At 73.6% G+C, this 23,746-nt stretch carries 24 protein-coding genes; 10 read left to right on the forward strand and 14 right to left on the reverse strand.

From position 1 onward, the window contains the following. Positions 1-14: 14 nt before the first annotated feature. Complete coding sequence (locus ACZ6AQ_RS05600) at positions 15-425, forward strand: hypothetical protein (RefSeq protein ID WP_468757733.1); 411 nt, start codon at positions 15-17, stop codon at positions 423-425. Positions 426-648: 223 nt separating this feature from the next. Then, positions 649-1,365, forward strand: a complete 717-nt coding sequence (locus tag ACZ6AQ_RS05605; RefSeq protein WP_468757734.1) for a nucleotidyltransferase family protein — start codon at positions 649-651, stop codon at positions 1,363-1,365. A 97-nt stretch (positions 1,366-1,462) separates the two neighbouring features. Here ACZ6AQ_RS05605 and ACZ6AQ_RS05610 read toward each other — a convergent pair whose 3' ends face one another. The 6 genes from ACZ6AQ_RS05610 to ACZ6AQ_RS05635 form a co-directional block, all read right to left on the reverse strand. Next, positions 1,463-3,055 carry a DoxX family membrane protein gene (locus ACZ6AQ_RS05610; RefSeq protein ID WP_468757735.1) on the reverse strand — a complete coding sequence of 531 codons (1,593 nt, stop codon included), beginning with the start codon at positions 3,053-3,055 and terminating at the stop codon, positions 1,463-1,465. Between the two features lie 108 nt (positions 3,056-3,163). Next, complete coding sequence (gene rlmB, locus ACZ6AQ_RS05615) at positions 3,164-4,120, reverse strand: 23S rRNA (guanosine(2251)-2'-O)-methyltransferase RlmB (RefSeq protein ID WP_388688663.1); 957 nt, start codon at positions 4,118-4,120, stop codon at positions 3,164-3,166. 77 nt (positions 4,121-4,197) lie between these two features. After that, positions 4,198-5,595: a cysteine--tRNA ligase gene (cysS, locus tag ACZ6AQ_RS05620; protein WP_468757736.1), complete on the reverse strand. Its 1,398-nt coding sequence runs from the start codon at positions 5,593-5,595 to the stop codon at positions 4,198-4,200. A 158-nt stretch (positions 5,596-5,753) separates the two neighbouring features. Next, positions 5,754-6,299, reverse strand: coding sequence for a 2-C-methyl-D-erythritol 2,4-cyclodiphosphate synthase (ispF, locus tag ACZ6AQ_RS05625; RefSeq protein ID WP_468757737.1), 546 nt, complete (start codon positions 6,297-6,299; stop codon positions 5,754-5,756). Then, positions 6,289-7,044, reverse strand: coding sequence for a 2-C-methyl-D-erythritol 4-phosphate cytidylyltransferase (gene ispD, locus ACZ6AQ_RS05630; protein ID WP_388688668.1), 756 nt, complete (start codon positions 7,042-7,044; stop codon positions 6,289-6,291). Before ispD ends, ispF begins: the two co-directional genes overlap by 11 nt. A gap of 454 nt (positions 7,045-7,498) precedes the next feature. After that, positions 7,499-7,981, reverse strand: coding sequence for a CarD family transcriptional regulator (locus tag ACZ6AQ_RS05635; protein WP_003953493.1), 483 nt, complete (start codon positions 7,979-7,981; stop codon positions 7,499-7,501). A 636-nt stretch (positions 7,982-8,617) separates the two neighbouring features. Between ACZ6AQ_RS05635 and ACZ6AQ_RS05640 the strand changes: the two genes are divergently transcribed. Next, a complete protein-coding gene (locus tag ACZ6AQ_RS05640; RefSeq protein WP_468757738.1) occupies positions 8,618-9,226 on the forward strand; it encodes a copper chaperone PCu(A)C domain-containing protein in 609 nt (202 codons plus the stop codon). A 107-nt stretch (positions 9,227-9,333) separates the two neighbouring features. Here the strand turns inward: ACZ6AQ_RS05640 and phoP are convergent, their stop codons facing one another. Next, the gene (gene phoP, locus ACZ6AQ_RS05645) at positions 9,334-10,005 is read right to left on the reverse strand and encodes a two-component system response regulator PhoP (RefSeq protein ID WP_465270246.1); all 672 of its coding nucleotides are present in this window, start codon (positions 10,003-10,005) and stop codon (positions 9,334-9,336) included. Between the two features lie 5 nt (positions 10,006-10,010). After that, positions 10,011-11,240, reverse strand: coding sequence for a two-component system sensor histidine kinase PhoR (gene phoR, locus ACZ6AQ_RS05650; protein WP_388688672.1), 1,230 nt, complete (start codon positions 11,238-11,240; stop codon positions 10,011-10,013). Between the two features lie 306 nt (positions 11,241-11,546). Between phoR and phoU the strand changes: the two genes are divergently transcribed. Then, entirely contained in the window at positions 11,547-12,227 is a 681-nt protein-coding gene (phoU, locus tag ACZ6AQ_RS05655; RefSeq protein ID WP_388688674.1) for a phosphate signaling complex protein PhoU, read from the forward strand. A gap of 122 nt (positions 12,228-12,349) precedes the next feature. Then, positions 12,350-12,502, forward strand: coding sequence for a hypothetical protein (locus ACZ6AQ_RS05660; protein WP_467393424.1), 153 nt, complete (start codon positions 12,350-12,352; stop codon positions 12,500-12,502). A gap of 65 nt (positions 12,503-12,567) precedes the next feature. On the opposite strand, the gene ACZ6AQ_RS05665 is transcribed toward ACZ6AQ_RS05660, so the two are convergent. Beyond that, positions 12,568-13,098 carry a GNAT family N-acetyltransferase gene (locus ACZ6AQ_RS05665; protein WP_468757739.1) on the reverse strand — a complete coding sequence of 177 codons (531 nt, stop codon included), beginning with the start codon at positions 13,096-13,098 and terminating at the stop codon, positions 12,568-12,570. A gap of 217 nt (positions 13,099-13,315) precedes the next feature. Here ACZ6AQ_RS05665 and ACZ6AQ_RS05670 point away from each other — a divergent pair, with 217 nt between their 5' ends. Further along, on the forward strand, positions 13,316-13,993 hold the full coding sequence (locus ACZ6AQ_RS05670; RefSeq protein ID WP_468757740.1) for an 8-oxoguanine DNA glycosylase OGG fold protein: 678 nt from the start codon (positions 13,316-13,318) through the stop codon (positions 13,991-13,993). Positions 13,994-14,137: 144 nt separating this feature from the next. Here ACZ6AQ_RS05670 and ACZ6AQ_RS05675 read toward each other — a convergent pair whose 3' ends face one another. Then, positions 14,138-14,899, reverse strand: coding sequence for a phosphoglyceromutase (locus ACZ6AQ_RS05675; protein WP_388688681.1), 762 nt, complete (start codon positions 14,897-14,899; stop codon positions 14,138-14,140). A gap of 124 nt (positions 14,900-15,023) precedes the next feature. Here ACZ6AQ_RS05675 and ACZ6AQ_RS05680 point away from each other — a divergent pair, with 124 nt between their 5' ends. Beyond that, positions 15,024-16,406, forward strand: coding sequence for an MDR family MFS transporter (locus ACZ6AQ_RS05680; protein WP_468757741.1), 1,383 nt, complete (start codon positions 15,024-15,026; stop codon positions 16,404-16,406). Between the two features lie 151 nt (positions 16,407-16,557). Here ACZ6AQ_RS05680 and ACZ6AQ_RS05685 read toward each other — a convergent pair whose 3' ends face one another. Then, positions 16,558-17,127 (reverse strand): type III secretion system chaperone family protein, encoded by a 570-nt coding sequence (locus tag ACZ6AQ_RS05685; RefSeq protein WP_468757743.1) that lies wholly within the window; start codon positions 17,125-17,127, stop codon positions 16,558-16,560. Beyond that, positions 17,120-18,487 (reverse strand): D-inositol-3-phosphate glycosyltransferase, encoded by a 1,368-nt coding sequence (gene mshA / locus ACZ6AQ_RS05690; RefSeq protein ID WP_468757744.1) that lies wholly within the window; start codon positions 18,485-18,487, stop codon positions 17,120-17,122. Before mshA ends, ACZ6AQ_RS05685 begins: the two co-directional genes overlap by 8 nt. Positions 18,488-18,868: 381 nt before the next feature. Between mshA and ACZ6AQ_RS05695 the strand changes: the two genes are divergently transcribed. The 3 genes from ACZ6AQ_RS05695 to ACZ6AQ_RS05705 all read left to right on the forward strand — a co-directional run bounded on the left by ACZ6AQ_RS05695 (position 18,869) and on the right by ACZ6AQ_RS05705 (position 22,561). Then, entirely contained in the window at positions 18,869-19,663 is a 795-nt protein-coding gene (locus ACZ6AQ_RS05695; protein ID WP_388688687.1) for a class I SAM-dependent methyltransferase, read from the forward strand. A gap of 335 nt (positions 19,664-19,998) precedes the next feature. Then, positions 19,999-21,048: a C40 family peptidase gene (locus tag ACZ6AQ_RS05700; protein ID WP_468757745.1), complete on the forward strand. Its 1,050-nt coding sequence runs from the start codon at positions 19,999-20,001 to the stop codon at positions 21,046-21,048. 295 nt (positions 21,049-21,343) lie between these two features. Continuing rightward, positions 21,344-22,561 carry a PP2C family protein-serine/threonine phosphatase gene (locus tag ACZ6AQ_RS05705; RefSeq protein ID WP_468757747.1) on the forward strand — a complete coding sequence of 406 codons (1,218 nt, stop codon included), beginning with the start codon at positions 21,344-21,346 and terminating at the stop codon, positions 22,559-22,561. 34 nt (positions 22,562-22,595) lie between these two features. Here ACZ6AQ_RS05705 and ACZ6AQ_RS05710 read toward each other — a convergent pair whose 3' ends face one another. Together ACZ6AQ_RS05710 and ACZ6AQ_RS05715 are read right to left on the reverse strand one after the other, a co-directional pair. Further along, a complete protein-coding gene (locus ACZ6AQ_RS05710; protein WP_467393404.1) occupies positions 22,596-22,934 on the reverse strand; it encodes a DUF2516 family protein in 339 nt (112 codons plus the stop codon). Between the two features lie 90 nt (positions 22,935-23,024). Next, on the reverse strand, positions 23,025-23,741 hold the full coding sequence (locus ACZ6AQ_RS05715; protein WP_468757749.1) for a hypothetical protein: 717 nt from the start codon (positions 23,739-23,741) through the stop codon (positions 23,025-23,027). Between the last annotated feature and the right edge of the window lie 5 nt (positions 23,742-23,746).

Below are 23,746 nucleotides of genomic sequence, written 5' to 3' on the forward strand. Positions count from 1 at the left end.
CTACGCTCGTCCGCGTGACGCACACTGCCCGCCGAATCGGCCGCTCCCTCGCCCTCGTCCTGCCCGTCGTCCTGGTGCTCTCGGGAACGCTCGCGGTGTCCGCCGTTCCGTGGGCCGGCCAGGGTGCCGGGACCCAGCTGACGGCATCCGCCAAGAACGTCTCCGCCCCGGCCGAGTCCCGCGCTCCCCAGGACGTCCTCCGCGACAGGCTGGTCGTGGAGCTCCGGGAGAAGGACCCCGGCACCGCCCTCACCCACCTCCAGCGCGAGGTGGAGAACCGGCCCTCCCTCGCCCGGCACTGCTTCTCCATCGCCCGCGCCCTCGGCCGCGCCGCCGTCGAGCACTACGGCCCCGCACGCGCCCAGTCCTTCTCCCGCCCGGTCTGCGACACCTCGTACGCGGCCGGCGTGATGCGCGCGAGCTGATCCCCGTACGGCACACCCGCGTCCCGCCCGGGACGCGCCCGCGTACGGCACGTCCGGCGCTCCCCCGACGGCACCGGTGCGTACGCCGCCGGCCACGGCCGGCACACCCGCACGGCGGGGCCGCGCCCTCCGGGCGGCGCCGCACTCCCCGGGCGGGGCCGTCACGCGCCCCGCAGGGCACGGTCGCGCCGTCCCCCCGCGCCGGGCGCCTATCGTTCGCCGTATGCACATCTCTCCGACGCAGGCCGTGGTCCTGGCGGGCGGCCAGGGTTCGCGGCTGCGCCCCTACACCGACGACCGCCCCAAGCCGATGGTCGAGATCCCGGGCACCGGGACCCCGATCATCGGCCATCAGCTTTCCTGGCTGGCCGCCGAGGGCGTGACCGACGCCGTCGTCTCCTGCGGCCACCTCGCCGAAGTGCTGCAGGAGTGGCTGGCCGGCGCCGACCTCCCCCTCAGGGTGACGACGGTCGTCGAGACCGAACCCCTGGGACGCGGCGGCGGCCTGAAGTACGCCGCCGGACACCTGCCCGCCCCGGACCAGCCCTGGTACGCCACCAACGGCGACATCTGGACCCGCTTCTCGCTGCGCGAGATGGCCGCCTTCCACGCCGAGCGCGACGCCCTCGCCACCCTCGCCCTGGCCCGCCCCCGCATCCCGTGGGGCGCCGTCGAGACCGACACCTTCGGGCACATCACCGACTTCGTCGAGGCGCCGCCGTCGCCGTTCCTCATCAACGCCGGCGTCTACGTCTTCTCCGCCGCCTTCACCGAGCTGCTGCCCGCCCTCGGCGACCACGAGCGGACCACCTTCCCCCGCCTCGCCCGCGAACGGCGCCTGGCCGGCTTCCCCCTCCCGCAGGGGGCGTACTGGCGGGCCATCGACACCGCCAAGGACCTCACCGAGGCCGCCAGGGAACTGGCCGCCCAGAGGGCCTGAACCCGCGCACCGCGTGACGGAGGGGCGGCACCGCGTTGCGCGGTGCCGCCCCTCCGTCATCCGTCCGTACGGACCACCCGCCCGTACGGGCGCGGCCTCAGCCCAGCAGGCCGCCGATCGGGTTCTTGGCGCCGCCACCGCCGCCGCCCGTCGGGCCGCTCTCCGACGGGGTGCCGGTCGTACCGCCGGTCGAGCCGGTGGTGCCGCCGCTCGACGTGGTGCCGGAACCGGACGGGGTGTCGCTGGTGGTCGGCGGGGGCTCCGGGTTCGTCCGCGCGGGCCGGCGGTCGCCGGTGCCGGCGCCCTGCGTGGCGGTCGGGCGCTGCTCCCGGGTCCGGGTGGACCCCCGGGCCGGCTCGGTGGGACGGGCCGTCGGCTTCCGGGTCCGCTCGCTCTTCGCCGGGGCCCCGGTGGTCGCCGTCGGCCGGGGCGCGGCGGGCGCGGTCCCGGGCGTGGAGGGGGCCCGGCGCCGCGGCTCCTCGGGGAGCGGGCGGCCGGGGAGGTGGTTGACCGGGTCGTTGTCGGGCCCGGGAACGGTGACCATGTCGGTGGAGCGGACCGCGCCGCCGAGGACGGAGCCGACGAGGAGGGTGAGGCCGACGACGACGGAGGCGAGGAGCGTTCCGCGGCGCAGGACGCGACGGCGGAGGTCGAGGAGGTCGGCGCGGGGCCCGAGGGTCCGCCACGCCTCTCCGGCGAGGCGGCTGTCGACGGAGTAGACCGGGGCGCCGGCGATGAGCAGCGGGGACCAGGCGGCGAGGAAGATGATGTCGGCGGAGTCGTAGGCCGGGACGCTCTTCCAGCTGACGGTGAGGAGCAGCGCGGCGGAGAGCAGGGCCCCGCCGACCGCGGCGACGCGCTGCCAGAGGCCGAGGACGGTCAGGACGCCGACGACGACCTGGAGGAAGGCGACGGTGAGACCGGCGCCGACGGGGTGCTGGAGGGCGAAGTCGCGGAGGGGTTCGGCGAGGGCCCAGGGGTGGAGGGAGTTGAGCCACTTCACCATGGAGCCGCGCTCGCCGCCGTCGAAGTAGACGGGGTCGCAGAGCTTGCCCATGCCCGCGTAGACCGAGATGAGGCCGAGGAAGACGCGGAGCGGGAGGAGGACGACGCCGAGGTTCATCCGGCGCCCGGGGTAGTAGGCGTGCCGGACGGAGTCCTGTCCGCTCCGCCGGTCGGCCCGGCCGCGCGGCGCGGGGTCCTCGTACGGCTCGGGGCCGGGCTCGGACCGCGGCTCGTACAGCTCGTCGTAGGCGCCCTCGGCGCGGCGCATCGGCGGCAGCAGCGGCGCGGTCCCGGCGGGCACCACGGGGGTGGGCACGGTGTCGCCGACGCGCGGGATGCCCTGGGTGGCGACCGTGTCGAACCCGCCGTGCCCGGCGGGGGCGCCGGGTCCGCCGAGCGGTTCGAGCGTGGCGACGGAGGACTCGCGCACGGCCTGGAGGAGGCCGGTCGCGCCCGGGGAGGACTTTCCGGTCCACACGACGGGGCGCCGGCGCGGGCCGCCCGCGCCGGACAGGGCCGCGGCGCGGGAGCCGGCGGCGAACTTCGGTCGCGGGGCCGGCGCGAGCCGCACACGGAAGCTGGCGTGGTTCACGATCACCTGGGCGGGATCGGAATCCACCTTGACCATGCTCAGCGCGGGCTGATCGTCGAACCCCGGCCGGGGCGTTCTGGTGTCCACACTCATCTAACCGAGTGATCCGGGTTTAGGACACTGCCTTGACGGCTCGCAAATGTCCGAGGCCCGTCAAGGTCGACGCCGGGGCCGGGGGTGCGGCGGGGCCGCGGGCCGGTGTCAGCCCATGCGGCGGCGGGCCGCCTCGTACAGCACGACACCGGCGGCGACACCGGCGTTGAGCGACTCGGCGCCGCCCGGCATCGGGATGCGGACGAGGAAGTCGCAGGTCTCGCCGACGAGCCGGGAGAGGCCCTTGCCCTCGGAGCCGACCACGATGACGACCGGGCCGGACAGCGCCTCCAGCTCGTGGACCTCGTGGTCGCCGTCGGCGGCGAGGCCGACGACGGTGAGACCGGCCTTCTGGTACGCCTCCAGGCAGCGCGTCAGGTTGGTGGCGCGGGCGACCGGGGTGCGGGCGGCGGTGCCGGCCGAGGTCTTCCAGGCACCGGCGGTCATGCCCGCCGCGCGCCGCTCGGGGACGACGACGCCGTGGCCGCCGAAGGCGGAGACGGAACGGACGACGGCACCGAGGTTGCGCGGGTCGGTGACGCCGTCGAGGGCGACGATCAGCGGGTCCTCGTGGTCGTCGAAGGCGGCCGCGGCCAGGTCCTCGGGGTGCGCGTACTCGTACGGCGGGACCTGGAGGACGAGGCCCTGGTGGTTGAGGCCGTTCGTCATCCGGTCGAGCTCGGGGCGCGGCGCCTCCATGATGTGGATGTTGCCGCGGCCGGTGGCGAGGTTCAGGGCCTCGCGCACGCGCTCGTCGTTGTCGATGAACTGCTGGACGTACAGGGTCGTGGCGGGCACGCCGTCGCGCAGGGCCTCGAAGACCGGGTTGCGGCCGACGACCATCTCGGACAGGCCCTTGCCGCCGCGCCGGGCGACGGGCTTGCGCTTGGCCGCCTGCCGGGCCATCGCGTTGGAGACGCGATACGCCTTGTGGCCCTTGCGGTTCTCGGCCTTGGGGGTCGGGCCCTTGCCTTCGAGGCCCTTGCGCCGCTGGCCACCGCTGCCGACCGTCGCACCCTTCTTGTTCGACGTGCGACGGTTCCTGCGCTGGCTGTTCCCGGCCATGACTACCCGATTTCCTCTGCTGACGTACGAAGTCTGTAAGTGAAGTGTGCCGCCCGGAGGTCCGGGCGGCACGTCTTCTAACGGTTGCCCAGCGTCCAGCGGGGGCCGTCCGGTCCGTCCTCGACGGCGAGGCCGGACCGGTTGAGCTGGTCGCGGATCGCGTCCGCCGACGCCCAGTCCTTCCGCTCCCGCGCCGACTCGCGCTGCTGGAGCACGAGGCGCACGAGGGTGTCGACGACGCCGTGGAGCTCCTCGCCGCCGCCGGACTCCCCGGCCCACCGGGGGTCGAGCGGGTCCAGGCCGAGGACGCCGAGCATGGCGCGGACCTCGGCGAGGCGGGCGACGGCCTCGTCCTTGTCGTCCGCGGCGAGGGCGCTGTTGCCCTGGCGGACGGTGGTGTGGATGATCGCGAGCGCCTGCGGGACGCCCAGGTCGTCGTCCATGGCCTCGGCGAAGGCCGGCGGCACCTCGGCGGCGGGGGCGACGGGCGCCCCGGCCTTCTCGGTGGCGCGCTGGACGAAGCCCTCGATGCGGGCGAACGCCGACTCGGCCTCGCGCAGGGCCTCCTCGCTGTACTCGATCATCGAGCGGTAGTGCGGGGTGCCCAGGTAGTAGCGCAGGACGATGGGGCGCCAGTTCTTCACCATCTCGGACACGAGGACGCTGTTGCCGAGCGACTTCGACATCTTCTCGCCGCTCATGGTGACCCAGGCGTTGTGCACCCAGTAGCGCGCGAACTCGTCGCCGAAGGCCCTGGCCTGGGCGATCTCGTTCTCGTGGTGCGGGAAGACCAGGTCGAGGCCGCCGCCGTGGATGTCGAAGGCGGAGCCCAGGTACTTGTGGGCCATGGCCGAGCACTCCAGGTGCCAGCCGGGACGGCCGCGGCCCCAGGGGGTCTCCCAGTCGGGCTCGCCCGGCTTGGTCGCCTTCCACATGGCGAAGTCGCGCGGGTCGCGCTTGCCGGAGACGCCCTCGTCGGGCTGGCGCAGGTCGTCGACGTCCTGGTGGGACAGGGCCAGGTAGTCCGGGAAGGAGCGCACGTCGAAGTAGACGCTGCCGTCCGCCTCGTAGGCGTGGCCGCGCTCGATGAGACCGCGCATCATCTCGATCATCTCGGGGACGTGCCCGGTGGCGCGCGGCTCGTAGGTCGGCGGCAGGCAGCCGAGGGCGTCGTAGCCGGAGTTGAACGCGCGCTCGTTCTCGTACCCGATGGACCACCAGGGGCGGCCCTGCTCCGCCGCCTTCGCGATGATCTTGTCGTCGATGTCGGTGACGTTGCGGACGAAGGTGACGTCGTAGCCGCGGTACGCGAACCAGCGGCGCATGATGTCGAAGTTCAGGCCCGACCGGATGTGTCCGATGTGCGGGGCCGCCTGGACGGTGGCGCCACACAGGTAGATCGAGACGCGGCCCGGCGTGAGCGGGGTGAAGTCACGGATCTGCCGGGCGCTGGTGTCGTACAGGCGAATAGTCACCCCCCCAGGGTAGTGGGCGTGCGACGGTGCCCCGTGACCCGTTCCCGGCCCCGGGGCACGTTTTTTCGGCGGTCCCGCCGCCCCGGGGGGGTGCGCCCGGGGGCCGGGCCGGGTCCGCGGCGCCCGGCGGCGCGGACCCGGCCCGGCCGGCGGGACCCCTAAGGGGCGGTCACGGGGTACACCAGAGCGGTCGCGAGGGCGGCGAGGCCCTCGGCCCGGCCGGTGAGGCCCAGTCCGTCCGTGGTGGTGCCGGAGACGGAGACGGGTGCGCCGGCCGCCTCGCTCAGCGCCTTCTGCGCCTCGTCGCGCCGCTTGCCGATCTTGGGGCGGACGCCGACGACCTGGACGGCGATGTTGCCGATCTCGTACCCCTCGGCGCGGACGATCCGGGCGGCCTCGGCGAGCAGGGTGGTGCCGGAGGCGCCGGACCACTCGGGGCGCGAGGTGCCGAAGTGGGCACCGAGGTCGCCGATGCCGGCGGCGGAGAAGAGCGCGTCGCAGGCGGCGTGGGCGGCGACGTCGCCGTCGGAGTGTCCGGCGAGTCCGTAGCCGTCGCTCTCGGCGGCGTCCCAGAGGAGGCCCGCGCACCACAGCGCGCGGCCCTTCTCGAAGGCGTGGACGTCGGTGCCGATGCCGGTGCGGGGAAACCCAGAAAGCACAGAAAGGACGGGAAGCACGGGAAGCGCGGGCGGCTCAGAAGCCATCGTTGGCCCTCCTGCGGGCGAGTACGGCCTCGGCGAGGAGGAGGTCGAGGGGGCGGGTCACCTTGAACGCCTCTTCGTGGCCGGGCACGACGACGACGGGCGCGCCGAGCCTCTCGACCATGCCGGCGTCGTCGGTGGCGCCCTCACCTGCGAGGGCGACGGTGGCGTGGGCGTGGACCAGGGTGTCGCGGTCGAAGCCCTGCGGGGTCTGGACGGCGCGGAGGCGGGCGCGGGGCGGGGTGGCGACGACCTGCTCGGGGCCGCCGGGCTCCCCGGCCGGCTCGACCTCCTTGACGGTGTCGGCGACGGGCAGCGCGGGGACGACGGCGACGGCCCCGTCCCGTACGGCCTCGACGACGGCGTCCACGGTGTCGACCGGGACCAGGGGGCGGGCCGCGTCGTGGACGAGGACGGTGTCGATGCCCGGGGGGAGCGCTTCGAGCCCGAGGCGTACGGACTCCTGGCGGGTCCCGCCACCGGGGACGACCAGGTAGTCGGTGCGCTCGGGAAGGGCGTGGGTGTCGAGGAGGTTCTTGACCTCGGCGGCACCGGCGCTGTCGGGAGGGGCGACCACGACGACGAGCGAGACCGCGCGGGAGGCGGCCATCGCGCGGACGGCGTGGATGAGCATGGGGGTGCCGCCCAGCGCGCGCAGCGCCTTGGGGGCGCCCGGGCCGAGGCGTACGCCCCGTCCGGCCGCCGGGATCACCACGGCGGTACGACGGGGAGGCGCTTCGTCTGACATCGGTTGCACTCCGGCAGGTTTGTTTCCGCGGCCGACATGGGTAGGGCACTCACCGTGCCGGACGCTCCGCCTTGACCGGGCCCTTTCCGTGACGACGGTCGAGGCGTTGCCGCCCAGCACAGGGGGTTCGGACACAGCGGGGTGGGCGGGCGCTCATCGGCCGCTCCCCGGCTGCTTCTCCACTTGTTCCTCGGCTCCTCGACGCCGTACACGCGGGTCCGGGTCCGTGCGTACCGGCCGGGTCCGTGCGTACGCGGCCGTGGGCGCGAGGTTCACGCACGCGGACGCGCGAAGGTGTGTGTGAGGCGCGCGCGAACGGTTATGTGTGAGGGGGATGGTACGGACGCGAACATGCCGCGGCGCCCGGCGACAGCACTGTGTGGATCACAGCGCGTCGGCGGGCACCACGGCAGTGCTTCGCTCGGCAACGCGCTCCGGTGTGGTCGGAGCACGCTCAGGACGCGAGGACCTCGTCGAGGAGGGCCTCGGCCTTGTCCTCGTTCGTGTTCTCCGCGAGGGCCAGCTCGCTGACCAGGATCTGCCGCGCCTTGGCGAGCATGCGCTTCTCACCCGCGGAGAGACCCCGCTCGCGCTCGCGCCGCCACAGGTCGCGGACCACTTCGGCGACCTTGATGACATCGCCGGAGGCGAGCTTCTCCAGGTTCGCCTTGTACCGACGGGACCAGTTCGTCGGCTCTTCGGCGTACGGCGCGCGCAGCACCTCGAAGACCCGGTCCAGCCCGTCCTGCCCGACTACGTCGCGGACCCCGACGAACTCCGCGTTGTCCGCCGGCACGCGGACCGTCAGGTCACCCTGCGCGACCTTGAGCACCAAGTAGGTCTTGTCCACGCCTTTGATCTGGCGAGTTTCGATGGCCTCGATCAGCGCGGCCCCGTGATGGGGATAGACCACGGTGTCGCCAACCTTGAACGTCATGTGACAGGTACCCCTTCCGTGGCTATCCAGGGTAACACGGATACGGCTTCTTCTGAATGGCGTTTTCGCAGGTCAGGGCATATCTCGGGGCTTGACAACAGTGATGCGGACGTGCTGCGGAAGGCTTGCGGAAGGGGGTATTCGCAGGTCGGAGCGGCTGTCCGGACGGAGAGAAACGCGTACGTTACACCCACTCGCCCCTTCGAGGAGAAGGCGTGATGTGCCGTTTTGTCGGGTTCGGTGTGTCCTTCTTCACCTACTCCGTTCGAGGATCGACCACTCGTACGGGTGCATCGCACGACGTTTCCCGGAATTGATCAACCGGGTCCGGTCGACATGGCCCGGGATTTTCCGGAGACGCGGCTCCGGGGAATGCGCGGCACTCCCGAATTGATCAAGGCTCTTATGTGAACAACAGGTCAATGGGTCGCGATCCGGCCATGACCACGAGGGAGGCCCGCTCCACGGGGAGCGCGGAGAGGCGGGCCCCCGGAGAGACGGGAAAGGGCCGCGGCGGGTTAGGGGCGGGTCGGGTGCGGGACGGAGAGTGCGGCTCGGTAACCTGAACGCGCTGACACGCCTTGAGTTGGCCCCCGGTCCCCCGTCCGTCCGTACGTCCTAGGAGATGCCGCCGCCGTGAGCCGCAGCCTTCGACGCGGCGCCCTCGCCGCCACCGCCATCGTGTTCTCCGTCGCCGCCCTGTCCGCCTGTGGCGCGGGCAACGACGCGCAGACCCTTCAGATCCGTCCGGACAACGCCGCCGTGACGGTGGACGACATCAAGATCCAGAACGCGCTGGTGATCACCCAGCCCGAGCCCGGCGCCAAGGGTCCGGCCGCCGTCTCGGCCACCGTCTTCAACGGCGGCGACCAGCCGCAGACCCTCGAAGCGGTCACCCTGCCGGGTACCGACGCCGTCGTGAAGCTGACCCCGGCCAAGGGCACCGGCCAGGTCACCGTCCCGGCCGGCGGCTCCCTCGTCATCGGCGGCGCGGGCAACGCCACCGCCCTGGTCGAGAGCGGCGCCGAGTCCGCCAAGGACGGCGACGCGCAGAAGGTCGTCTTCAAGCTGAGCAAGACCGGCGAGGTCGGCCTGGACGCCTTCGTGGTCCCCGCGAAGAGCTACTTCAAGGAGTTCGGCCCCTCGGTCGTCCCCGCTCCCCCGTCCGCCTCCGCGTCCGCCTCGGCGTCGCCCTCCGCCTCCGCGTCGCCGTCGGGCGAGGCGAGCCACGGAACCGGTCACTGACCCGGCCGCACCCGCGTACGTGTGAAGGGGCGCCCCCTCGGCAGGGGGCGCCCCTTCACACGTACGCACGGTTTCCCGCGGTTTCCCGCGGTTTCCCGCGGTTCTTCCTACGGCTCGAACTTGTAGCCCAGGCCGCGCACCGTCACCAGGTAGCGCGGGGCGCCCGGGTCCGGCTCGATCTTGGCGCGCAGACGCTTGACGTGGACGTCGAGGGTCTTGGTGTCGCCGACGTAGTCCGCGCCCCACACCCGGTCGATGAGCTGCATGCGGGTCAGCACGCGGCCCGCGTTGCGCAGCAGCATCTCCAGGAGGTCGAACTCCTTCAGCGGCAGGTCGACCTTGCCGCCGGAGACCGTCACCACGTGGCGGTCCACGTCCATGCGGACCGGGCCGGCCTCCAGGGCCGCCGGGGTGACCTCCTCCGGCTCGCCCCGGCGGCGCAGCACCGCGCGGATGCGGGCGACCAGCTCCCGCGAGGAGAAGGGCTTGGTCACGTAGTCGTCGGCCCCTATCTCCAGGCCGACGACCTTGTCGATCTCGCTGTCCTTGGCGGTCACCATGATGACCGGGACGTTCGAGCGGCCGCGCAGCTGGCGGCAGACCTCCGTGCCGGGCAGGCCCGGGAGCATCAGGTCGAGGAGGACGAGGTCGGCTCCGTTGCGCTCGAACTCGTCGAGGCCGTCGGGCCCGGTCGCCGCGACGGCGACCTCGAAGCCTTCCTTGCGGAGCATGTACGACAGGGCGTCGCTGAAGGATTCCTCATCCTCGACGACGAGCACTCGGGTCACGGAAGGACCTCCGGGGCAGGAAGCGGTTCGGTCATGAGATCGGGGGTGAGCGACGAGGCGGGGCGGCGGTCCCGTGCGGAGCCCGCCTCGGGCAGCCGCAGGGTGAAGGTGGAGCCCTGGCCCTCGGTGCTCCAGACGGTGACCTCGCCGCCGTGCGAGGCGGCCACGTGCTTCACGATGGCCAGGCCGAGGCCCGTACCGCCGGTGGCACGGGAGCGGGCGGGGTCGACGCGGTAGAAGCGCTCGAAGACGCGCTCCTTGTCCTTGTCGGGGATGCCGATGCCCTGGTCGGTGACGGCGATCTCGATGAGGTCGCCGCCGGGCGCGGCGACCTTGCGGGCCGCGATGCCGACGCGGGTGTGGGCCGGCGAGTAGTTGACGGCGTTCTCGACGAGGTTGCCGAGGGCGGCGGCGAGCTGGCCGCGACTGCCCCAGATCCGCAGGTCGGCGGAGCCTCCGGAGACCATGGTGATCTGCTTGGTGCCGGCGGTGTGCCGGGAACGGTCGATCGCCTCGGCGACCAGCTCGTCCACGGACACCGGTTCGGAGTCCTCCAACGGATCGTCGTTCTGCACGCGGGAGAGGTCGATCAGCTCCTGTACGAGGTTGGTGAGCCGGGTCGCCTCGATCTGCATCCGGCCGGCGAAGCGGGTGACCGCCTCGGGGTCGTCCGAGGCGTCCATGACCGCCTCGGAGAGCAGGGAGAGCGCGCCCGTGGGCGTCTTCAGCTCATGACTCACGTTGGCGACGAAGTCCCGTCGCACCGCTTCGATGCGCCGGGCCTCGGTGAGGTCCTCGACCAGGAGCAGGACCAGCCGGGAGCCCAGCGGGGCGACGCGGGCGGAGACGGCGAGGGCCTCGCCGCGCCCGGTGCCGCGCCGGGGCAGGTCCAGTTCGACCTGCCGTATCTCTCCGTCGCGGCGGGTGTCACGGGCCATGGTGAGCATGGCCTCGACGGCCAGTTTGCCGCCGCGGACCAGACCGAGCGCGTACGCCGCCGAGCTGGCCTTCACCACGGAGTCGCTCTCGTCGAGGACGACCGCGGAGGAGCGCAGTACGGACAGCACGGTGTCGACGCCGGGCGGGAGCACGGCGTCGGTGTGCAGCGAGGTGCGGGTGGGTCGCGTCTGGTCGCGTTCGCTCCAGCGGAACGCCAGCACGGCGATCACGCCGGTGCACACCCCGGCGATCGCTGCCAATGCGGCGACTGCCGCGTTCACGTCCATGCCTCAAGGTTATGCGGGCTCGCGGACCCTCTCCCAGCCGTACGAGTGGCTGCTCGAACAGTCGTCGCCCAGAGTTCACCCTGGGGACGGGGCCGGTTCACTTGTCCCGGCGGGCGCGGTGGCGCGCGTCGCCCAGAGTTCACCTGGGGGACGGTGCCGGTTCACACGAGGGGGTGGAGCCGGACGCGTAGGGGGCCGAACGTGGAAACGTGGGGGTCCGAGCCCCACTCGGGCCGGGAACTTCCGGGGCTTGCGGAGCCTTGCGTAGGGGTCCGGAGCTGTGCGTAGAGGTAGAGAGGGACATCGATGCGGGACGCGTACCACGAGGAACTGGACTCGATCGGCGAGAGCCTGGTCGAGATGGCCCGACTCGTCGGATCGGCGATCGGGCGCGCCACGACGGCGATGCTCGACGCCGACCTGAAGCTCGCGGAGAGCGTGATCGCGGCGGACCAGAAGGTGGACGACCTCCAGCACGACCTGGAGGCGCGGGCGATAGCGCTGCTCGCCCGCCAGCAGCCGGTGGCGACGGACCTGCGGATCGTGGTGACCTCGCTGCGGATGAGCGCCGACCTGGAGCGCTCGGGCGACCTGGCGCAGCACGTCGCGAAGCTGGCGCGGCTGCGGTTCCCGGCGTCGGCGGTGCCGAGGGACCTGCACGCGACCATCCTGGAGATGGGTCAGCTGGCGCAGCGCCTGATGGCGAAGGCGGCGGAGGTCATCATCACCAAGGACGTCGACCTGGCGCTCCAGCTGGAGCAGGACGACGACGAGATGGACCTGCTGCACCGGACGCTGTTCCGGCACCTGATGGACGACCGCTGGAAGCACGGCATCGAGACGGCGGTGGACGTGACGCTGCTCGGCCGGTACTACGAGCGGTTCGCGGACCACGCGGTGTCGGTGGCGAAGCGGGTGGTGTACCTGGTGACGGGCGAGCACGCGGACGAGCTCCAGGCGGCGGAGGCGCCGGTGGAGGGGGCGTAGCTCCCCGCCGGAACCGCCCCGGGGCGCACAGGTGTGCGGGCTCCGGTGCGCCGTTGATGCGCCGGTCCGGGTGGGCATGCAATGGGGGGAGGCGATCCGCGCCTCGAAAGGGAGGGACCCTCATGGCCGATTCCCCGATGACGACCGAATCCGGGACGGAACCGCCGCGCGAGGCGGTCCTGCTGCCCGTCCTCGGCGCCTGCGGCTGCGGCTCGGGCTGTGGCTGCGGATGCCAGTCGGGCGGCCCGTGCCAGTGCGGGGGCTGCTCGGGCTGAACGGGGGAGGGGGGTGCGGCTCGCCGCACCCCCCTCTTCCCACCCGGGCTCCTTCTCGTCCGAGGTCACCCGAGGTCGAGCACGCCCACGACCTGCCGCCCGCTGTGCTCACCGGTGGGGCGGAAGCCGAGCCGGTGGTAGAACGCGCCGGGCCCCTCGTCGCCCGGCTCCCAGCTGACGTACATCCGGCGCGCTCCGCGCCGCCGCAGCTCGTCGGCGACGGCACGGACCGCGAAGCGCCCGTACCCCTTTCCCTGTGCGTCGGCGGAGACGGTGAGCCGCCAGAGCCCGCTGCGGCGGTCGCCGTCCGCCTCCTCGCCCCACGGGATGTCGAGGAAGGCCATGAGGAACCCGACGATCCGGTCCCCGTCGAGGATCAGCCGTGGCCAGGCGGCCTCCCCGAAGGCGTACGCCTCGGCGAGGGAGCGCACGACGGGGGCGACGTTACGCTCCTGGTGGGGGTGGACGCGGAGGTCGAGGGCGGCGTCGACGTTGGCGGGGGTGACCTCCTCCAGGCGGAGCGACGTGTCCGGGGTGACCCGGGCGTTCGGGGTGTACGGAGTGGCTTGGGCGTTCGGGGTGTACGGGGCGCTCATGACGCGGACGCTAGCGGGACCGTACGGATCCGTCGTGCGGTTTCTTCCGTACGCGCGGCGGAGGGGGCCGGAGCGGGTGCGTTCCGCGAGCGGCCCGGTCCCCCGCCGGGCGGTCCCGGACGGCGCGTCCCGTCACCGCCGGCGGGTCTGTCGTCCCGGCCCGCGCTCCCGTACGTTGGCCCCCACGGCACGTCGCCGTCATGACCCGGGGGCCACGATGGAACAGCTTCGGACACTCGTCGAACGGCACGGCGAACGCGCGCAGGAACCCGTACGTTTCCGTCCGGGGACGTGGCGCCCGTGGCTGGAGCCGCACCGGGCGGCGCACGTGCTCGACATCGGCGTCCCCTCCACGGGCGGGGCGCGCGGCGACCGGCTCGTCGGCCGGGACGACCTGGCCGCCCTCCGCGACCGCGTCGGCGACGCCCCCGACGGCCTGCGCGACCTGTTCGTGGCCGTCATGATCTGGGGCTCGGGCACCACCAACGGGCGGGGCCCCCGGTACACCGGAGCGGCCCTCGCCGACCCGCGCCTGCCCGCCGTCCTCCGGAGCACGCGCGAGGCGGTCCGGGCCGGCGATCTGGCCGGGGCCTACCGGAAGTTCGTCCTCAGGGGGGTGGGACGGTCCTTCTTCACCAAGTGGTTCGCCGCCGTGGACGACCGCGACGCCCCGTGCGAGCGGGCCCTGATCCTCGACGACCGGGTCTTCCGCTCCCTGAACGCCCTCGGGTGGTCCAGCGGGGAGGCGGCCGGAACGCGCCACTGGCCCACCCGGTACACCACCTACGTCCGCCACATGCACGACTGGGCGTCCTCCGCCGGGACCACGGCGGACCGGCTCGAATGGCTGCTCTTCAGCCTGGACGGCCGCGTGGACGAGCCCGGGGACGGGTGACCCGCAGCGCGGGATCGCGGCTCTGTCCGTCTCCGGCGGCGCCGGAGCCACGAGCCGTGGACGGCGCCGGGCGGGTGAGGACGAGGAAGTCCCCTGCCCGTGGCGGAACCACGGGCAGGGGACTCTTCCGTGCGCCGGGAAGGGCTACTTCTTCTTGCCCTGGTTCTTCACGGCCTCGATCGCCGCCGCGGCCGCCTCCGGGTCGAGGTACGTGCCGCCCGGCTTCAGGGGCTTGAAGTCCCCGTCCAGCTCGTAGGCGAGGGGGATGCCGGTCGGGATGTTGAGGCCCGCGATGTCGGCGTCCGAGATGCCGTCCAGGTGCTTGACCAGGGCGCGGAGGCTGTTGCCGTGGGCCGCGATCAGGACCGTGCGGCCGGCGAGCAGGTCCGGGACGACGCTGTCGTACCAGTACGGGAGCATCCGCTCCACGACGTCCTTCAGGCACTCCGTGCGCGGGCGCAGCTCCGGCGGGATCGTCTGGTAACGGGCGTCGTGGGCCTGCGAGTACTCGCTGTCGTCGGAGAGCGGCGGCGGCGGGGTGTCGTACGAGCGGCGCCACAGCATGAACTGCTCCTCGCCGAACTCGGCGAGCGTCTGCGCCTTGTCCTTGCCCTGGAGGGCCCCGTAGTGACGCTCGTTCAGGCGCCAGGAACGGTTCACCGGGATCCAGTGGCGGTCGGCCGCCTCGAGCGCGAGCTGCGCCGTGCGGATGGCGCGCTTCTGGAGGGAGGTGTGCAGCACGTCGGGCAGCAGGCCGGCGTCCTTGAGCAGCTCGCCGCCGCGCGTCGCCTCCTTCTCGCCCTTCGCGGTGAGGTTCACGTCCACCCATCCGGTGAACAGATTCTTCTCGTTCCACTCGCTCTCGCCGTGGCGGAGGAGGATCAGCTTGTACGGTGCGTCGGCCATGCGTACGAGCCTAATCGACCCCCGACGATTGCCGCGCGCCGTCAATCGAGTGGTGTCCGGCATGAGAGATGCGTAAGTTGCGTGTGGCCAGAAGGAGTCTTACGCATCAGGGGGACCGCCACACATGTCCATCAGTTCGCTCAGACGATCGGCCCGTGCGACGGTCTCGGGTCTCCCGCCCGGCTTCTGGTGGCTCTGGCTCTCGACCCTCGTCAACCGCACCGGCGCCTTCGTCCTCACCTTCCTCTCCCTCTACCTGACGCTGGAACTCGGGCACTCCGCCTGGTTCGCCGGGCTCGTCGTCGCCCTCCACGGCCTCGGCGGCGTCGCCGGCTCCCCGCTGGGCGGCACCCTCACCGACCGCTGGGGCCGCCGCCCCACCATGATCACCACGCACCTCGCCGGTGCCGCCTGCGCCGCCGCCCTCGCCGTCGTCACCAGCCCCTGGGCCATCGCCACCGCCGTCCTCCTCATGGGCGCCGCCATGCAGGCCGTCCGGCCCTCCATCAACGCCACCATCGCCGACATGGTCCCCGCCCACGACGTGCGCCGGGCCTACGCCCTCAACTACTGGGCCCTCAACCTCGGCTTCGCCATCGCCTCCATCGGCGGCGGCGCGGCGGCCTTCCTCGGCTACCGCACCCTCTTCGTCGTCGACGCCGTCGCCACCGTCCTGTGCGCCGTGATCGTCTTCCTCCGGCTTCCCGAGACCCGCCCCGAGCGGCGGCCCCGGACCGTGAACGAGCCCGTGGCCGAGGAGAAGGCCGGCATGCTCACCGTGCTGCGCGACGCGCCCTTCCGCACGCTCGTCCTCCTCAACCTGCTCGTCTGCCTGGTGTTCACCGCCCCCTGGATCGGGCTGCCCCTCACCATGGCCGCCCAGGGCCTCTCCCCCTCCTCGTACGGCTTCGTCATCGCCGTCAACGGCGTCGTCATCGTCGGCTTCCAGCTCCTCGTCAACAAGCTGACCGACAAGCGCTCCCCGGTGCTCCTGCTCGCCCTCTCCTCCCTCCTCTTCGGCCTCGGCACCGGTGCCACCGCCCTCGCCGGGTCGTCCGTCGCCTTCGCCGCGACCGTCGTCGTCTGGACCGTCGGCGAGATGATCCACGTCCCGACCAACGCCGCCGCCACCGCCCTCCTCGCCCCCGAGCACGCCCGGGGCCGCTATCAGGGCGTCATGGGCATGTCCTGGGCCGTCGCCGGTTTCGTCGCCCCGGTCCTCGCCGGCGCGATCGTCGACGGCCCCGGTCCCGGCGTCCTGTGGGCGGCCACGGCCGCGCTCGGCGCCGTCGCCGCCGTCGGGTACCCGACCCTGCTGCGGAAGGCCCTGGCCGAGGGCTCCGACACGGCCTCCGCCTCCGACCACGAGTCCGGAGCAGGGCGCGAGTCCGGGGCCGGTCTCGATACCGGGGTCGAGCGCGACGCCGGGGCCGGTCCCGTCCCCGTCCCCGCGGCCGTTCCCCTCGGGAAGGGGGAGGGCGCCGGCCGGACACCGGACGACGTCTGATCCCCGCCCGGCGCCCGGGTCCCGGCCCTCGTCCTTCCGGCTTCCGGCTTCCGGGCGCCGGGCCGGGGCGGGCCTTCCCCTCCGTACGCGCCGCGACGGCGCCCGCCCGTACCGAGCACGGGCGGGCGCCGTCGCGGCGTTCGGAGGTCTCTCAGCCGGCCGGCTTCTCCCGCGGTTCCTCCGCCGGCTTCTCCGCCGACCCGTTCACCGACTCGTCCGCCGGCTTCCCGAGGAGGTGCTTGAACGCGTCCAGGTTCCGGGTCGACTCGCCCCGCGAGACCCGCCACGCGTACTCGCGCCGGATCGACGTCGCGAAGCCCAGCTCCAGGAGCGTGTTGAAGTCGCCGTCCGCCGCCTCCAGGACCGAGCCGAGCAGCCGGTCCAGCTCCTCGGGCGTGACGGCGGCGAGCGGGAGCTTGCCGGTGAGGTAGACGTCGCCGAGGCCGTCGACCGCGTACCCCACCCCGTACAGCTTGAGGTTGCGTTCGAGGAGCCAGCGGTGGACGCCCGCCTCGTTCTCGTCCGGGTGGCGGACGACGAAGGCGTTGAGGGAGAGCGAGTGGCGGCCCGCGCGCAGGGAGAGCGTGGTGAAGAGCTTGCGCGTGCCGGGGAGCTTGACGACGTAGGAGCCCGGTCCGGGGGACTCCCATTCCAGCTCCGCGTCGTCGAGCGTGGACTCGATGGTCTGCCGAACGCCCTCGGCGGTCTTGTCCTCAGCCATGGTGGGAGCGTACGCGACGCCGGTTCTCGCGCAGCCGGTGGTCGTGCACGGCGGCCGCGTAGACGTCCGCCGTGGCCGAGGCCGCCGTGTCCCAGCCGAAGGAGCCCGCGTGCGCCGCCGCCGCGTCGCCCATCCGGGCCGACAGGGACGGGTCGGCCACGAAGCGGCCGAGGGCCCGCGCGTAGTCCGCCGGGTCGTGGCCCTGCACGAGGAAGCCGGTCACGCCGTCCCGCACGGCCACGGGCAGGCCGCCCACCGCCGCCGCGACGACCGGGGTGCCGGCCGCCTGTGCCTCTATGGCGACCAGGCCGAAGGACTCGCTGTACGAGGGCATCACGAGCACGCTGGCCGCGCGGAACCAGTCGGCGAGCCGCTCCTGGCCCACCGGCGGGTGGAAGCGCACGATGTCCGCGACGCCGAGCCGGGCGGCGAGCTTCTGGAGCCCCTCCGGCCTGGCCAGGCCGCTGCCGCTCGGGCCGCCGACCACCGGGACGACCATGCGCGCGCGCAGGGACGGGTCCCGTTCCACCAGCAGGGCGGCCGCCCGCAGCAGGATGTCCGGTGCCTTCAGGGGCTGTATGCGGCCGGCGAAGACCGGTACGAACGCGTCCTGCGGCAGGCCGAGCCGGGCGCGGGCGGCGGCGCGGCCGTCGCCGGGGCGGAAGCGGTCGAGGTTGACGCCCGGGTGGACGACCGCGATCTTGCCGGGCTCCGCGTCGTAGAAGCGGGCCAGCTCGCCGGCCTCCTCGGTCGTGTTCGCGATCAGCCGGTCGGCGGCGGAGACGATCTGGGTCTCGCCGATCACCCGGGCCGCCGGCTCGGGCGTGTCGCCCTCGGCGAGCGCGGCGTTCTTGACCTTCGCCATGGTGTGCATGGCGTGGACCAGCGGGACGCCCCAGCGCTCGGCGGCGAGCCAGCCGACGTGGCCGGAGAGCCAGTAGTGGGAGTGGACGAGGTCGTAGTACCCCGGGCGGTGGTTCGCCCACGCCCGCATCACGCCGTGCGTGAAGGCGCAGAGCTGGGCCGGCAGCTCCTCCTTGGCCAGGCCCTCGTACGGCCCCGCGTCCACGTGCCGCACGAGCACGCCCGGCGTCAGCTCGACCACCGGGGGGAGGCCGCCGGCGGTGGCCCGGGTGAAGATCTCCACCTCGATGTCGATGGCGGCGAGCCGCTTGGCCAGCTCGACGATGTAGACGTTCATGCCGCCCGCGTCGCCGGTGCCCGGCTGGTGCAGCGGCGAGGTGTGGACGCTGAGCATGGCCACGCGCCGGGGGGCACGGGACCGGCCGGGAAGCCGGAGCCGGTTCGGCGCCGGGTGCCGGTGCCGGGTGCCGGCGAACCGGGACACGTACTGGCTCACGTCGGCGGTCCTTCCGCTCGGGGCCCGCGGACCGTGCTCCCGGACCGGCCGGGACCGGGGCGGGAGCCGGGGCCGGGCCGGGACCGGAGCCGGTGACCGGGCCTTCGGGCTGAACTGAACTGGGTCTGGACGGGCTGGACTGGGTCCGCAGGGCGGGCGGAGGGCACGGTGCGCCTTCCAGCGGCGAGAACACCGGAACGCTCCCTTTCATTTCCGCTGGTGGGGGCCTTTTGCCAATTCGTTGCCGTGAACCCCGGGGCCCCTCGCTCCCCCACCCCGCGCCGCCCGGCCCCCTCGGCCCTCCGGCACCTCTCCCCCGCCCCGCACCACCCGGCCCCCTCGCCCCTCCGGCACCCCTCCCCCACCCCTTACGCTCGTGGCATGGCCCCGCGCACCACCCGCCCCGTCGGCACGCCGACCCGCGGGACCACCAACCCCAACCGGCTGCGCCGCATGGACCGCTGGATCGCCGCCGTCCACGGCCCCGCCCTGCGCCGCTCCCCCGGGCCGCCGCTCGCCGTCGACCTCGGGTACGGGGCCGCCCCCTGGACCGCCGTCGAACTGCTCGCCCGGCTGCGCACCGCCGACCCCCGCGCACTCCTGTACGGCGTCGAGATCGAGCCCGCCCGGGTCGAGGCCGCCAGGCCGTACGAGCACGACGGTCTCTCCTTCGTGCACGGCGGCTTCGAGGTGCCCGTCCCCGGCCGGGCCGCCCTGATCCGGGCGGCGAACGTGCTGCGTCAGTACGACGAGGAGCAGGTCGCGGCCGTCTGGGAGCGCCTGTGCGGACGGCTCGCTCCGGACGGGCTGCTCGTGGAGGGCACCTGCGACGAGATCGGGCGCCGGCACGTGTGGGTGGCGCTCGGTCCGGGCGGGCCGCGCACGGTGACCTTCGCGACCCGGCTCGGTTCGCTCGACCGGCCCTCGGACCTGGCGGAACGGCTGCCGAAGGCGCTGATCCACCGGAACGTGCCGGGCGAGCCGGTGCACGCCTTCCTGCGGGACTTCGACCGGGCGTGGGCGGCGGCCGCCCCGTACGCCTCCCTCGGCGCGCGCCAGCGGTGGATCCGCTCCGTCCGCGATCTGGCGGCGGACTGGCCCGTGACGGACGGGCCGCGACGGTGGCGGCAGGGCGAGGTGACCGTGCGGTGGGAGGCGCTGGCGCCCCGGGGGTGAGGCCCCCTCGGGGGCCGCGGGGACGGGCGGGGACGACACGGCGGCGGCGAGGGCGACGCGGCACCCCGTAAGGGACAACACGGACGTCACCGGGCGGCCGGCCCCGATTCCTCCCCCGTTCCTGCCGCATTCTCCGTACGAGGGGAACGCCTCGCCCGTCACGCTCGTCCCTTGTGTGGGGGGAGCGGGTCCGGCAGGACGCACACGGGTCCGGCGGGCCCCGCCCGCCCCCGTTACTTGTTACTTGCCGGTTTCGCATGGCAGCATCACCACGTCACCATCAAGTTACCGGCGGTAAGCCGGTCTCGTGCCACGTGACGTCCGAGGGGGAGTTCGTGAACCGACGCCGACGCGCCAGCGCCGCGATCACCGTGGTCTGTGCCCTGGCCGTGCTGGCCTCTCCCGCGCTGACCCTCCGGGCCTCCGCCGCGCCCCTCCCCCCGCCGCCGCCGAAGAAGAGCCTGGAACAGGTGCGCGCGGAGATGAACGACCTGTACCGGCAGGCCGCCCTCGCCACCGACGCGTACAACCTCGCCGAGGAGAAGGCCAGGGAGCAGTCCGCCGAGATCGTCCGGGTCGACCGGATGCTCGCCGAGGGGCGCGCGAAGATCGAGGACCTCAGGAACCGGGCCGGTGCCGCCGCCCGCGCCCAGTACCGCAACGGCGGCCTCCCCGACGGCGCGCGGTTCGTCCTCACCAACGACCCGCAGCTCTTCCTCGACAACGCGGGACGCCTCCAGGCCGGCGCGAAGGCCACCACGGACCTCCTCGCCGACATGACCCGCACCCAGGCCGCGCTGGACGTCTACGCCCGGGAGGCGAGCGACAACTGGTCCAGGCTGGAGGCCAACCGCGACCGCCAGGACCGGGCGAAGAAGGAGATCAACGGCAAGATCGACGCGGCCAGGAGACTGGAGGCCACGCTCGCCGCCGAGGAGCGGGAGCGGCTGCGGTTCCTGGAGGAACTGGCGCAGAAGCAGGCCCAGACGCGCTGGCTCGGCACCGGCGTCCTCGCCGGCCCGAAGGCGGGGGCGACCCCGGAGGGCGCGAGGGCGGTCGCGTTCGCGACGGCCCAGATCGGCAAGCCGTACGGATGGGGCGACGAGGGCCCCTCGTCGTTCGACTGCTCCGGCCTGACCCAGAGCGCCTGGGGCGTCGCGGGCCGCCCCATCCCGCGCACCTCGCAGGAGCAGTGGCGGCTGCTGCCGCGCGTGGACGTCCGGGACATGCGGCCGGGCGACCTGATCGTCTACTTCGCGGACGCGAGCCACATCGGGATGTACGTCGGGAACGGGATGATGGTGCACGCGCCGCGCCCCGGCCGGAACGTGACCCTGGCGGGCGCGGGCTCGATGGAGATCCTGGGCGTCGTCCGTCCGGCGTGACGTTTCTCATGGCCGCCGTCGCCCGCCGGAGCGGCGCACGGGCGACTACCTCCCCTTCCGCGGCATATGCCAAGCCTCGCGCGCGCCCTCGCGGGCGATCACCGTTCCGCCGCACGCCCCCCTACCGCTAGGGTCCGGGACGGGCGGGGCGCCACCCGGCGCTCCGCGCACCCCCGGGGGAGGGAAAGGAACCCGGATCGATGCCCGTACCCGTACCGCGCCGGAAACACGTCTCCGCCGCCGCGGGTCCCGGCGACGCCACCGTTACGGACGCCAGCGCCATGGACGCCACCTCATGACAGGCACAGTCACCGGCACCGACCGCACCGACCTCACCCTCCTGGTCGTCGAGGACGACCCGGCGGGCGCCCTCGCCGTACCCGAGCTGCTCGACGCGGCGGACGCCGCCGGCACCCGCGTGCGCATCCGTACCGCCCGCAACCTCACCGAGGCCGAGCGGCTCCTCACCGACGACGTCCACTGCGTCCTGGTGGACCTCTCCCTGCCCGCTCCCCGGGCCGCCGGGGACGACCCGCTCGCCCCGCTCCGCCACATCCTGCGCCTGGCCCCGCACCACGCCGTCCTCGCCCTCGCGGCCTCGGCCGACGCGGACCTGGCGGCCGAGGCGGTACGGGTCGGAGCCCAGGACCACCTCTTCCGCGAGGAGCTGGACGGGCGGCTGCTCAGCCGGGCCATCCGGTACGCGGTGGAGCGCAAACGGGCCGACGCCGTCCAGGTGAAGCTGGCCGAGTCCCGGCTGCGGGCCCAGGAGAACGCCCGGCTGGAGCGCGGCCTGCTCCCGACGCCACTCCTGGACGGCTCCGACCTGCGGTTCGCGGCCCACTACCGGCCGGGCCGGTCCCGCGCGCTGCTCGGCGGCGACTTCTACGACGTCGTCCGCACCCCGGACGGCACCGTCCACGCCATGATCGGCGACGTGTGCGGGCACGGACCCGACGAGGCGGCGCTCGGCGTCGAACTGCGGATCGCCTGGCGGGCCCTGACCTTCGCGGGCCTGTGCGGGGACGAACTCCTCTCGACCCTGCAACGGGTCCTGGAGCACGAGCGGGAGAGCGAGGAGATCTTCGCGACCCTCTGCACCGTGGACATCGCGCCCGACGGACGCCGGGCGGGCCTGTGCCTGGCCGGCCACCCCTCGCCCCTGATCGCCCGGCGGGGGCAGGCGGCACGGCTCCTCCCGTACGAGGACGGCGGTCCGGCCCTGGGGCTGCTGCCCCTCGCGCGCTGGCCGCGCCTCCAGGTGGAGCTGGGCGGGGCGTGGAGCCTGTTCCTCTACACGGACGGCCTGATCGAGGGCCGTTCGGCGGGGCCCGGATCGCCGCGGCTCGGCCAGGAGGGGATGGTCGGGATGATGAACCGGCAGCTGGCGGCGGGGCTGCGGGGCGAGGAGCTCCTGGAGGCGGCCGTCACGGAGGTCCGCTCCCTGAACGGCGGCGAGCTGACGGACGACGTGGCCGTCCTGGCCCTGGAAAGGGAGAAGGCCCGGGGGTGATCCCCGGGCCCTCGCCGGCCACCGTCCCGCGCCGCTACCGGCCGCCGTTGTAGGGGCCGTACGGTCCGTCGCTGCTGGAACCGCCGCCCCGGCGGCCGCCCCCCGAGACCTGCGCGAGCGCCGGGCGCACGTCCACCATGAAGACGATGGCGGCGATCACCCCGGCGATCTGCAGGAACAGCATCGGCAGGAGCAGGTTCAGGACGAGGTTGACGCCGAGGATGACCAGCCAGAACTTCTTCGTCTGCTTCTCCGCCGCGCGGTAGGCGTCCTCGCGCGCCATGGCGGCGAAGACGAGCGCCGCGACGGCGAATCCGGTGAAGACGAGGAACGTCACCAGGGAGAGAAGGGAATCGAATCCCGCGCGCAACATGCTGGGCACCGCCTAAGGGGAGGGTGGAGAGAGCGCCTCACGGCCAAGGTACCCGGTCCGGCTTCCCGGCTACCCGCTTCGGAACCCGCCCTACTCCTTCTCGGCGGTGACGGGCGCCTTACCGGCGGACGCCTTGCGGGCGGCGGGCTTCTTCGCGGGCGCCTTCCCGGCGCCGGAAGCGGTTCCGTCCCCGGCCTCGGCCTCGGCCTCGGCGATGATCGTCCCGACCGTCCTGGCCGCTCCGGTCTTCGCCCCGGTCCCCGTACCGGCCTTCTCCGTCTTCCCGGCCCCTGCGGCCTCCACGGCCTTCTCGTCCCCGGGGGTCTCCTCGACCACGACGGCCTTCCCGGCCGCAGGGGCCTTCGGCTCCGGGTCGGGCTCGACGACGATGGCGATCTCGGTGATCTCCTCGGCGGCCTCGCCGCGCCAGGCGCGGACGGCCTCCTCGCCGTGGGCGGCGACCTCCTCGTACTTCTCGCGCGCCTTGACGGCGTACTCGGCGGCGACGCCGACTCCGCGCAGGGCGAGGTCCTGGGCGGTCTCGCCGATCTTCTTGAAGTCGGCGTCGAAGCCGCCGACGACCTCGGCGAGCTTCGTGCGGGCGGTGGCCTGGGCTTCCTTGGCCTGGGCGGTCACCTTCTCCTGCACGGCCTTCGGGTCGGTCTTCCGGACGGCCTCGATGCGCGAGGGCGCCTCGGCCGCGATCTGCTCGATCAGGCCGGGAACCTTCCGGGCCTGCCGCACGGCGAGATCGGCGGTGCCGGCGGCGAAGTAGAGGGGGGTGCGCAGTTCGTCGATGATGGCCATGCTGA

This window comes from Streptomyces sp. NPDC041191 (assembly GCF_055591945.1).

Bases quoted from the DNA above. Each gene is read 5' to 3' on its own strand.
- ACZ6AQ_RS05635 (WP_003953493.1), bottom strand. From the start codon at position 7,981: ATGACGTTCAAGGTTGGCGACACCGTGGTCTATCCCCATCACGGGGCC.
- ACZ6AQ_RS05660 (WP_467393424.1), top strand. From the start codon at position 12,350: ATGGCCGATTCCCCGATGACGACCGAATCCGGGACGGAACCGCCGCGC.
- phoU (WP_388688674.1), top strand. From the start codon at position 11,547: ATGCGGGACGCGTACCACGAGGAACTGGACTCGATCGGCGAGAGCCTG.
- ACZ6AQ_RS05715 (WP_468757749.1), bottom strand. From the start codon at position 23,741: ATGGCCATCATCGACGAACTGCGCACCCCCCTCTACTTCGCCGCCGGC.
- ACZ6AQ_RS05670 (WP_468757740.1), top strand. From the start codon at position 13,316: ATGGAACAGCTTCGGACACTCGTCGAACGGCACGGCGAACGCGCGCAG.
- ACZ6AQ_RS05705 (WP_468757747.1), top strand. From the start codon at position 21,344: ATGACAGGCACAGTCACCGGCACCGACCGCACCGACCTCACCCTCCTG.
- ACZ6AQ_RS05675 (WP_388688681.1), bottom strand. From the start codon at position 14,899: ATGGCCGACGCACCGTACAAGCTGATCCTCCTCCGCCACGGCGAGAGC.
- ACZ6AQ_RS05665 (WP_468757739.1), bottom strand. From the start codon at position 13,098: ATGAGCGCCCCGTACACCCCGAACGCCCAAGCCACTCCGTACACCCCG.
- rlmB (WP_388688663.1), bottom strand. From the start codon at position 4,120: ATGGCCGGGAACAGCCAGCGCAGGAACCGTCGCACGTCGAACAAGAAG.
- phoR (WP_388688672.1), bottom strand. From the start codon at position 11,240: ATGGACGTGAACGCGGCAGTCGCCGCATTGGCAGCGATCGCCGGGGTG.
- ACZ6AQ_RS05610 (WP_468757735.1), bottom strand. From the start codon at position 3,055: ATGAGTGTGGACACCAGAACGCCCCGGCCGGGGTTCGACGATCAGCCC.
- ACZ6AQ_RS05685 (WP_468757743.1), bottom strand. From the start codon at position 17,127: ATGGCTGAGGACAAGACCGCCGAGGGCGTTCGGCAGACCATCGAGTCC.
- ACZ6AQ_RS05710 (WP_467393404.1), bottom strand. From the start codon at position 22,934: ATGTTGCGCGCGGGATTCGATTCCCTTCTCTCCCTGGTGACGTTCCTC.
- ACZ6AQ_RS05680 (WP_468757741.1), top strand. From the start codon at position 15,024: ATGTCCATCAGTTCGCTCAGACGATCGGCCCGTGCGACGGTCTCGGGT.
- ispF (WP_468757737.1), bottom strand. From the start codon at position 6,299: ATGGCTTCTGAGCCGCCCGCGCTTCCCGTGCTTCCCGTCCTTTCTGTG.
- ispD (WP_388688668.1), bottom strand. From the start codon at position 7,044: ATGTCAGACGAAGCGCCTCCCCGTCGTACCGCCGTGGTGATCCCGGCG.
- ACZ6AQ_RS05695 (WP_388688687.1), top strand. From the start codon at position 18,869: ATGGCCCCGCGCACCACCCGCCCCGTCGGCACGCCGACCCGCGGGACC.
- ACZ6AQ_RS05605 (WP_468757734.1), top strand. From the start codon at position 649: ATGCACATCTCTCCGACGCAGGCCGTGGTCCTGGCGGGCGGCCAGGGT.